Annotated in this window: 9 protein-coding genes; 8 read left to right on the top strand and 1 reads right to left on the bottom strand. The window is 42.1% G+C overall.

The genetic code is table 11. The annotated features are described in order from the left end of the window. The 4 genes from BACCOPRO_RS17950 to BACCOPRO_RS00395 all read left to right on the top strand — a co-directional run. On the top strand, positions 1-987 hold a 987-nt coding region (locus BACCOPRO_RS17950), incomplete at its 5' end, for a hypothetical protein (RefSeq protein ID WP_008139849.1). 16 nt (positions 988-1,003) lie between these two features. Then, complete coding sequence (locus tag BACCOPRO_RS00405; protein ID WP_008139847.1) at positions 1,004-2,974, top strand: hypothetical protein; 1,971 nt, start codon at positions 1,004-1,006, stop codon at positions 2,972-2,974. Continuing rightward, entirely contained in the window at positions 2,965-3,843 is an 879-nt protein-coding gene (gene lepB / locus BACCOPRO_RS00400; protein WP_008139845.1) for a signal peptidase I, read from the top strand. The genes BACCOPRO_RS00405 and lepB overlap by 10 nt, the downstream gene beginning before the upstream one ends. Before the next feature lie 16 nt (positions 3,844-3,859). Continuing rightward, positions 3,860-5,626 (top strand): O-antigen ligase family protein, encoded by a 1,767-nt coding sequence (locus tag BACCOPRO_RS00395; protein WP_008139844.1) that lies wholly within the window; start codon positions 3,860-3,862, stop codon positions 5,624-5,626. A 197-nt stretch (positions 5,627-5,823) separates the two neighbouring features. On the opposite strand, the gene BACCOPRO_RS00390 is transcribed toward BACCOPRO_RS00395, so the two are convergent. Continuing rightward, on the bottom strand, positions 5,824-6,738 hold the full coding sequence (locus BACCOPRO_RS00390; protein ID WP_008139843.1) for a hypothetical protein: 915 nt from the start codon (positions 6,736-6,738) through the stop codon (positions 5,824-5,826). Between the two features lie 307 nt (positions 6,739-7,045). On the opposite strand from BACCOPRO_RS00390, the gene BACCOPRO_RS00385 reads away from it, so the two are divergent. The 4 genes from BACCOPRO_RS00385 to BACCOPRO_RS00370 all read left to right on the top strand — a co-directional run bounded on the left by BACCOPRO_RS00385 (position 7,046) and on the right by BACCOPRO_RS00370 (position 9,796). After that, positions 7,046-7,300 carry an NVEALA domain-containing protein gene (locus tag BACCOPRO_RS00385; RefSeq protein ID WP_008139841.1) on the top strand — a complete coding sequence of 85 codons (255 nt, stop codon included), beginning with the start codon at positions 7,046-7,048 and terminating at the stop codon, positions 7,298-7,300. Positions 7,301-7,367: 67 nt separating this feature from the next. Continuing rightward, positions 7,368-8,414, top strand: coding sequence for a BF3164 family lipoprotein (locus tag BACCOPRO_RS00380; RefSeq protein ID WP_008139840.1), 1,047 nt, complete (start codon positions 7,368-7,370; stop codon positions 8,412-8,414). Between the two features lie 82 nt (positions 8,415-8,496). After that, a complete protein-coding gene (locus BACCOPRO_RS00375; protein ID WP_008139839.1) occupies positions 8,497-8,709 on the top strand; it encodes a hypothetical protein in 213 nt (70 codons plus the stop codon). A 25-nt stretch (positions 8,710-8,734) separates the two neighbouring features. Then, on the top strand, positions 8,735-9,796 hold the full coding sequence (locus tag BACCOPRO_RS00370; protein ID WP_246497734.1) for a hypothetical protein: 1,062 nt from the start codon (positions 8,735-8,737) through the stop codon (positions 9,794-9,796). Positions 9,797-9,963 lie beyond the last annotated feature (167 nt).

Below are 9,963 nucleotides of genomic sequence, written 5' to 3'. Positions count from 1 at the left end.
TTAACGATTTTCTTGTGTTGCATCCTATTATCAAGTTGTAATAATTTAAAAACAGGAAATAAAAACGTTCCTATCACACAAATCGAATGGGATAATATAACCGAACGGGTAACTCTTGAAGCCATCAAGCTGCCTACGCTATGCAATATTGAGAATATGGCAGCATTGGACTCTTTTATTTTATTAGAAAACAGGTTGATGGAACCCTGTTTTGTTCTATGGGATCGTGTTAATTCAGAAAAATTCTTTTCATTTGGAGAAGATGGCAATGGGCCAGAAGATTTTTTACCCACAGCCATGTTAGTTCAAAGTACAGAAAAAAACAATTTTAGAATATGGAATGGTAACTCAATCCGAAAATACCAATATAAAGGGGATTCACTTACATTTGACACCCAGAAACTGGATTGCCCCTATGTAGGTTTTTACCAACGTTTCTTTGCCATCAATGACACTTTGTATTGTGGATACAAGGCTTCCCCTCATGAAACAGGAATACACTTATTAAATATAAATACGGGAAAATCATACGACAGTATCACTGTAAACGAAGGGTATTTTGACAATAAAATCATGCCCTACGACTTAACTTTCCAAGTACAACAAGACAAATTGGTAGTAGGACGAATCCGGTTTAACCAAATAGAAGTTTACCAGATTGACAGAGAAAAGAATAAATTCAATTCTCTCTTTACGATCAATTATAAAGGAGATTCTCCAGAAAATCCCATAACAGATGGAGCTTGCTACATGAAAAGTATCAATACTGATAATAACTTTTTCTATATGCTCAACCAAGATACAGAACATCCTGGTGAAGAAACTTACCTTGATATATTTACTTGGGAAGGGAAACCAGTAAAACGGCTGCAATTGGATGCCCTTTATCTGGATGGGGTCTTACTTAATAATATGTTGTATCTGAAGAAATATACAGATGATGATAATTTATATATGTTGCCTCTAAACCTTCTTCAAATATTATAAAGTTCATCATTAAACAATGAAACAAACAACGGTCTATATACTTCTATTGCTTTTGACAGCCTGCCAATCCAAAGACAGGCTCGACATGGCGTTGGAATACGCAGGCGACAACCGGAAGGAATTGGAAAAAGTGCTGGAACACTATCGGGGCGACGAAATGAAATACCGGGCAGCCCGATTCCTGATTGAGAACATGGTCGGACACACGGGGCACGACTCCACGGATGTACGGAAGTTTCAGCCCTTTTATGACCGGCATGTAGCCATTTCTAAAAAATACAACTGGGAACGGCCCGCTGAATGGCAACAAGAAATCGACAGCATCTGGAAGGAATCCGGACAATCGCTCTTTTTCCCAAAATCCCGCAAAGATGTGCAAACCATGCGGGCAGACCGGTTGATACAGGAGATAGACCGTTCGTTCAAAGCCTGGCAGGAAAATGCCTATACCCGCAACGCGCCTTTCGAGGATTTCTGCCGTTACATCCTGCCCTACCGCTATGCCGAGGGTGTTTGCATCGACAACAGCCGCGACGTGTTCTACCAACGGCACGCCCATTTATTCAGCGATGCCGGCAAGGACTTCAGGCAGGTGATCGACTCGCTGCACGAACGATCGTCGGACCTGATGCACAACAACTGGGCGGCTGCTTCCATGCCCATCTACAATGCCGCCACCTTCGAATATGTGAAACGGGGATCGTGCGACGACAAGGCCTGGTACAACTGTTTACAGCTATCCGCCTTGGGTATGGCCACGGCCATCGATTTCGTACCCGAATGGGGAAACCGCTCCGGAGGGCATAGCTGGAACTGCGTAATCGTCAACGGCGAAACCCATCCGTTCGAACCTTTCTGGGATGCCGACCGCTGGAAATACAAACGGATTTACAACAACGAAGGATTCGACTTGCTGTGGGGACGTTTCCGCTTGCCCAAAGTATATCGGCACACCTTCGAATACTATCTGGACGGACCATTCGCCGATCCCGAAGTCGACCGGCAAGACATTCCGCCTCTGTTCCGTAATCCTTTCATGAAGGATGTATCCGAGGCTTATTTCCAGACCGCTGATGTGAAACTGTCACTCCGAAAGTCCATTCCGGAGGATATAAAATATGCCTATTTGTGTGTGTTCGGAGCCAAACAATGGGTGCCCGTGCAATGGGGGAAAATACAACGGGATGGAAACGTCGTTTTCAAAGGGATGGGCAAAGACATCGTTTATTTGCCCATGCTGTACCAAAACGGGAACCTGACTCCTGCCGGATCTGCCTTCCTGCTGGACAAGCATGGCAAACAACAGATATTGGAACCTCACAAAGAAACTGCCCCCATAACGGTCTCCACCTATACTGCCTATCTGTTTACAGACGAAGTAATTGAAACCAAAAGGACATTGAACGGGGCATGCCTGCTGGGAAGTCCAGACAAGAACTTTGCCCATGCGGACACATTGGGGTGCCTGAACGACTCGATGGAGTCATGGGGAAACGACATACAGACAACCAGCCATACCCCATACCGGTATATCCGTCTGGAAGTACCCAAAGACTCGCTTAACCTCTGTGAAATCTCTTTCTTTGAACATGACGGGGAAGAACCGATACATCCCCTGAAGTATTCAACAAACCTGCGTCCGCTTACATCCGAAGACAATCCCGACCGGATGACAGACGGACTTTCAGCTACCGGATGGCGCGGGAAAACCAACGGGGACAAAGGATTCGTATGTTGGGAATTGCCCTATCCCTCCTTGATCAAAAAAATACATTACGTGCCTTATTGGAAACCTTATTTCATCCAAGAGAAAGACATCGTACTCCAATACTGGGACGATGCCTGGATAACAGCCGGGACACAACGCTGGGAGAAAGGCACACTGACATTCAACGACGTACCGCAAGGTACAATTTACCGCGTACGCATCGAAGGAACGAAGGACCGAATATTCACGTATAAAAATGGAATGATACAATGGTACTGAAAAAATGGATACAGAAAGGCATTGACTGGTTGAGCAACCTGATTCTGGCTGCTGCCGGACTGGTTGTCCTGTGGCTCTTCCTGCTGGTCTTTGTGTATGCGTCTTTCCGTATACCAACCGACTCGATGGAACCCACGCTGGTTCCGGGAGATTACGTCTTGGTCAACAAGCTCCTGATCGGGCCAAGGCTGTTCAACCTGACAGAGGCACTCAAAGGGAAGCGGGTAAACATCCGACGCTTGCCTGGATTATACGACATACAACGCAATGACGTACTGGTCTTTCATTTTCCCCATCCTCACACGTGGGAAAAGATTGAGATGCACCTCTTCAAATACTATGTCAAACGCTGTATTGCCTTGCCGGGAGACACCCTTTCCATCAGGAACGGTATCTACCAAATCAACAGGACGGAAGAAAACCTGGGAAATCGGGAAGCGCAACATCGCATCGGACAGATGAAACCGGAAGATTTCCCGGAAGGGGTTTTCCAGACATTCCCTTACAACGAAAGCAATTGGAACTTGCAAAATTTCGGACCACTCTACATACCCAAAGCAGGAACGGAAGTCGGCATGGACCGTTTCAAATTCCTGTTATATAAAAAGGTAATCGAATGGGAGCAAGGGAAAACGCTTTCCTACCGCGACTCGACCGTCTTTCTGGACGGGCATCCCATCCGGACTTACCGTTTCAGGAAGGACTATTATTTCATGGGGGGAGACAACGGCATCAATTCACAAGACTCCCGTTACTGGGGATTACTGCCCGAAGAATACATTGTCGGGAAAGTATGGAAAGTATGGAAATCGGTCGATCCTTATACAGATCGATTCCGGTGGGACCGTTTTCTGTTAGATGTAAAATAGAATCATAAAGTACGACATGAATAGATTAATGAATTATCTCATATTATTGTTTGTCAGCCTATTTTGCCTGGCACTGGCAGTTACCTCGTTCGTCTCGGCCGACAACTTGGCCGACGGACTGGTCACGGGCCGGGCATTCTGGACTTATTTGGTCGTTTTACTCGGTTCTGTTTGTCTGCTGGGTTACCTGATCGAACGGAAAAGATTACGCATCACCAGGGTGGATGGTGCCTGGAGCCTGTTCATCGGATGGGCTTGCCTTTCCTGCTTTTCTGACGGGAATGTCCTGTCTGGCAAATGCTCCTTCCTGTTATCATTACTGGTCTTGTGGTTCATCTTGCGCCTCCTGTTCCTCTTCCGCCCCGAAACAAGGGAACTCTTCACTCGTCTATGGCTGACTGTCGCCCTTGGAGAAGCTATCAGCGGCATGGCACAGCTATATGGTTTCACGTATTCCCACCATGCCCTGTTTAACCTGACCGGCACTTTCTTCAATCCGGGTCCCTATTCCGGATTCCTTGCCATCCTGTTGCCCTGGGCTTTACATGTGGCGTTACACAACCGTAAACTAACAGGGCATTATGCCTGGCTTTGCGTGCTGGTCATCTGCGTTGTATTGCCTGCCGGGAGAAGCCGTTCAGCCTGGATTGCTGCTTTGCTCGGTTCTGCCTGGGTACTGATTAGCTACTATAAAGCCGCCATCATCTCTTATACACGTCAATATCCCAAACGAATCGCGGCCATGCTACTGGCAAGTGTATTACTGCTGGCCGGAGGGGCTTATGGCATGTACCATCTCAAGAAAGATTCCGCAGACGGACGCCTGCTGATGTGGAAGGTCTCTACGCAAATCATCCGGGAACAACGGGGTTTGGGCGTAGGAGTGGGACATTTCCCGGAAGCTTTCGCCGAAGCCCAGGCCAGCTACCTGAAACATGCCTCCAGCCAGGAAAAATGGGTGGCCGGATGCCCGGAATATGCCTTTAACGAATACCTGCAAATTGCAGTAGAATTAGGAATCTTCCCCTTAATGCTTTTCCTGGGGGTAGGTGGCGGTGCTTTCTTTCTGGCTGTCCGGACAAAACAATCCGGGATTTCCGGAGCGTTGATAGCCTTTGCCATCTTCGCCTTCTCTTCCTATCCCTTACAACTTCCGGACTTCTGGATTCTTTGGGTCTGTCTGTGTGCATTAGCCATTCCGACAGGATATGTGGCAGAAAACAACTGGCTTTCTGTCCAACGATTAGGGATGATCGTCATGGCTGTATGCAGCCTATTCGTGTGCACATCGGCGACAGACCGCTACAAGGCCTACGAACAATGGAACCGGCTCAAGTTGTTACACAACAACAAAGCCTACGAGGCTGCCACCGAAGGATATGTCGCACTTTATGACATACTGAAACAGAATCCCAGATACTTGTTCGAAGCGGCTCAATGCCTCAATCACAGCCAACGACTGGAAGAGGCAAGCCAATATCTCCGGCAAGCCGTACGTTACAGTTCCGATCCCATGATCCGATATGTTCTGGCAAAGAACGAACAAGAAGCCGGCAACTATCCCGAAGCCGAAAGACTACTGCTGCACGCGATTGACATATTGCCCGAACGCATTTATCCGTATTACCTGCTGGCCAACCTCTATGCAGAACCTGATTTCTACCAGCCGGATAAACGGCAAGAGATGGCTGATTCGGTCTGGCACAAAAAGCCCAAAGTAGAAAGTCAAGCCATCCGGGAAATGAGGGAGAAGGTGAAAGAATGGAAGAAAAGTAAAGATTGAATCAAAAGAACGTAGAAAGTAGCCGACAGCTGCATTCATGCAGTTTTCGACGGGGTTTCGTTTAAAGAGCGGATACGGAATATGCAGGAAGGGAAACCGCTGCGAAAGTTAGTGCTAGATCATTCAGTGTTCGGACTGGCATTACAAGGCGAACGGTTATATACTACAAGCTTGGATAATAATAACCCGGTTTTGAGTTATTCTGCCATTTCCTCTACCTTAAAACAAAGTTGATAACCTTTACCCCGAATAGGCTCAATGACCACAGGAAATGCTTTCAGATTTTTTTTCAAAGTTTGCATGGTGTGTTGGATTTTATCTATTGTAGCTTTAGTAAGTTCCTGTTCTGGATAGAAAACTAAAAAATCTTGATACATCGCAACGTAATCTGGGGATTTAACAAGTTGGTCAAAAAACTTTTCCTGCATTCCGGCTAATATTACAGATTCGCCTGCACAACAGAAAATACCTCTCCGTGAATCCCAATAACAGTTTTTACCAATAAGTACTCTTTGCGAAAATGAAGCCGCCTCATCCATATTCCTTTTTTTTCTTGTCATCCACCAAATGCCAAAGCCCAGTAAAATGCTGCCAACCAACAATCCCAAACCTATGCTGAATTTATATTTTTGCGTATGCACGAAAGCGATGGGTACATAGGCTTGCAACCGAATCGTATCATGCTTCATCGAATAAACTTTGTTTCCTACAGGGTACATGTGTGATAAATCCAAATTGGGCTTGCTCACCGTGGTACGTCCATTCCATGTATAGCTAATAGCGGTTTGAACGGGATATCCGGCTTGTGTTAACTTAGCGTGGTATATACTGTCTAACCCCTGACGACAACTATCCTTTTTTATGGACATAGCCATCGTCGCCCAAGTTAGAACTTCATCTAAAGTACATGTAGCTTTCGAAGCATCGTATGATATATATACTTGGGTCATACTATTTTTCTTTTCTTCCTGCAGTGCCTCCTCAAAACAAATTTTAGCGTTTTTGAGGATTGCCTGCTCATAGTTATGCCCTGAACACATAAAATAGGCCCCCAACAAGCCTACAAAAACAATTCCAAATACTTTACATACAAAACAAATATTACTATTCATGCTACCATCGTTTTTATACAATTTGTTATAATTCTGATATTTAACATCATCAGTAAAATTTCAGTGTTTGATCAGTGTAGATTTCAGAGTATTTTCAGCAAAATATCGGCGTTTTTATTTTGTACTCTTCCAAATCTACTTTACTTTTGCCTGTGTCGGAGAAAACGGACAAAACACATACAAAAGTACACATTAATTTCGGAATGGCATACAGAATCTTCTGCCATGTGCAACCACACTTGATAAAGGGTGGATTTGTAGAAAGAAAGGTTCACCGATATTCTTTATAAATTAAAATCTAATCATCATGAAAAAAGCATTAGACGCAGCAGCAGTTATCGCTACAGTCGCTATCGCTGGTTGGAATTACCAGCAGAATAAAGAAGTGGAATTATCTGATCTGGCCATGGAAAACGTGGAAGCGTTGGCCAATGGTGAATCAGAGTCTAATCTTGACTGTGAAGGATTGTTAGGTATCTGTAGTTTTGAATGCGATAAATGTGGTGCAGATTGGACAGCAATTGGCTCGACAATGAAAGGTTCTCATACTTGTCAACAATAATTTTTAGCAGATTGCATAGGACATATAAGGTCCTAGCAATCTGCTAAAGTAAAATAAGATCAGAACAATGTCAAAAAATATATTAATAATCATAGGCCTGTTTATTTTATCTGCCTGTTCTAATAATTTAACAGATAAATTCTCGTCAGATTTTATAGATGAGACAGAGGTGTGTTTTACTCCATCAGAATTGATAAAGTCAGATATATTATGTCGTTATCCAATCCGCTTGGAAATCTTGGATTCAGTTTTTGTTGTACAAGACTTAGGAGGAAGTGAGTATTTACAAGTATACGATCGTTTCGGCGAGTATATAGATTGTTTAGCGAAAAAAGGAGATGCTCCCATGGAGATTCCAAATTTAACCGATTTATTTACTATCACTTCGGATAGAAAAATCCGAGCCTATTCTGCAACTAAGATTATGGAATATGATGTAAATAGATTTTTAAAGAAGCAATCAGATTATTATCAATCTATCCAAATACCTCAATCTGTATATCAATATCCTATTCATTCTGTATTAGAACGTTCAGGAATATTTTATTTGGTAGGGTTTACAAATGACATGCGCTTCGCTTTAGTTTCGCCAGACAGTTTGTATGATGTTTATAAAGATTATCCACAAGTGGTTGAAGATAAAGAGCGAAATGCTCGCGTATTTACATATGCATGCAAAACAAAATATCGACCCGATTATAAATATTGGGTACAAGGAACTTATATCGGGGGAACATTGGAAATATTCAAGATAGAAGAATCCTGTATACAGTCTGTTAAACAATTATTTATCTATCCTTCTCTATTCCAAGATACAGGTTCTTCTGTAACATGGGGTGATAATACAACAATTGGTTTTGATGATATATATGTCACTCAAAAACATATCTATGCTCTACTAAGCGGGACAAAAGGTTCTGATTTGAAACAATCTCCTCCAAAACATCCTTTTACTGATACAATATTGATTTTTGACTGGGAAGGAAACCTTATTAAGAAAATAAAAACAGATTGCATGATCATGACAATAGCTGTAGATTCTTTTGAGCAGAACGCTTATTTAGTTTCCTTCAATGAAGATGGATATGATCTAAGAAAAATATATTTAGAATAAACAATATATCGAATAAAATTTTATAGTATTGAATCACTGCTTTTCCAAAGCAGTTGTTTTTATAAATTAAAATCTAATCATCATGAAAAAAGCATTAGACGCAGCAGCTGTTATCGCTACAGTTACTATCGCTGGTTGGTCATACCAGCAGAATAAAGAAATAGAATTATCTGATCTGGCCATGGAAAATGCAAATTACGATGCAGATAAGCCTAAGGCTGTAAAGTGTGGAACTCCATGTAAGTATGATCCTCTGGATATCCATTGGTGGTCAGGAACATCTTATTGCTTGTAAGTTTTTTATAATAAAATAATAGAGTATGAAACGGTTATTTTCTGTCCTTTTATTGTTTGTATTTATTTCATCGTGTCTCTCAAAAAGAGACTCTTCTCATTCAGATGAAGCTGGAGTTGACACAGATAGTAGCAGAGTGATTTCTGCGGAAAAGCTGAATTCACCAGATACTGTCCTTACATTGATGGAGGAGTATCCTGTGGAAATGGATATATATGATGATGTATTATATGTTGTTATGGCCAAAGCAGATACTTGTATTCATTTATTTAATAAACGGACTGGCAAGTTGTTAAAACGGATAGGGACGGTAGGGAATGGTCCGGAGGATGTTCTTTCTCCTGAATTTGTGCGTAACAATTATGAGAATAAAGCAATACTGAAAGGTATTGAAATGTACGATATGAATACAAGAAACAAATTCGTAGCATATTCTGATTCATTGGGCTCTTTTACGAAATTGCCTGAAGATTATTTAGGATGGGGAAGTCTGAATTTAAATCAGAAGTACTTGGTGGGAAAACATATTGGAGAGAAAAATTCTTTGTTTCAAATCTGTGATTTACGCACAAGCCAAATAACCAAAGTACCTGTGTATCCGGAACTTTCATCAACTTTAACAGACAAAGTGAAAGATAATTTATGGCTAATGTATAGTGCAAATGTCTTATGCAATTTGAATTTGCATAAAATATTTGTTTCAATGTATTATTTTGATATGATCCAGGTGTATAACTTGCAAGGAAAACTACAAAATGTCATTTGTTTAGATAAAGATGGTGATAATAATGAGGAGCAGTTTCGTAAACTATTAAATCGAAAAAATTATGTGGGTTATATTCAATGCTATGCAACTTCTGGTTATGCTTATTTTCGTCGTAGTCTGAAAAATGGTGAAACAGATGATGTCATGAATAATCAAATCGTACAAGTTGATTGGAATGGAATGGTGACTCATGTTTGGGAAGTGGGGCAGGAAATGACTTCCGGCTTTTGTATAGATCAAGACAGATACCTGTATTGTATAAAAAAAGGAGAGTTACAAAATGAAGAAGCTTTCTTTATTTTACGGTATGCCTTAAGCTAAATCAGGGATTGAAGCATGAAATGCTATTTTGTCATAGATCCGGGCGGTACTATTTATAGTGTGAGAGTCAATCCGGAAATGGACATTATATGCAAGCAGCAGTTATCGCAACAATTACTATCGCTGGTTGGAATTACCAGCAGAATAAAGGACATTTTAATACACTT

The organism is Phocaeicola coprophilus DSM 18228 = JCM 13818 (assembly GCF_000157915.1).
Lineage (GTDB): Bacteria > Bacteroidota > Bacteroidia > Bacteroidales > Bacteroidaceae > Phocaeicola > Phocaeicola coprophilus.
This window is presented reverse-complemented; position numbering and strand designations above follow the sequence as displayed.

Excerpts from the sequence above, each read along its gene's own strand:
- BACCOPRO_RS00385 (WP_008139841.1), top strand. The coding sequence starts at position 7,046 with ATGAAAAAAGCATTAGACGCAGCAGCAGTTATCGCTACAGTCGCTATC.
- BACCOPRO_RS00390 (WP_008139843.1), bottom strand. The coding sequence starts at position 6,738 with ATGAATAGTAATATTTGTTTTGTATGTAAAGTATTTGGAATTGTTTTT.
- BACCOPRO_RS00370 (WP_246497734.1), top strand. The coding sequence starts at position 8,735 with ATGAAACGGTTATTTTCTGTCCTTTTATTGTTTGTATTTATTTCATCG.
- BACCOPRO_RS00395 (WP_008139844.1), top strand. The coding sequence starts at position 3,860 with ATGAATAGATTAATGAATTATCTCATATTATTGTTTGTCAGCCTATTT.
- lepB (WP_008139845.1), top strand. The coding sequence starts at position 2,965 with ATGGTACTGAAAAAATGGATACAGAAAGGCATTGACTGGTTGAGCAAC.
- BACCOPRO_RS00375 (WP_008139839.1), top strand. The coding sequence starts at position 8,497 with ATGAAAAAAGCATTAGACGCAGCAGCTGTTATCGCTACAGTTACTATC.
- BACCOPRO_RS00380 (WP_008139840.1), top strand. The coding sequence starts at position 7,368 with ATGTCAAAAAATATATTAATAATCATAGGCCTGTTTATTTTATCTGCC.
- BACCOPRO_RS00405 (WP_008139847.1), top strand. The coding sequence starts at position 1,004 with ATGAAACAAACAACGGTCTATATACTTCTATTGCTTTTGACAGCCTGC.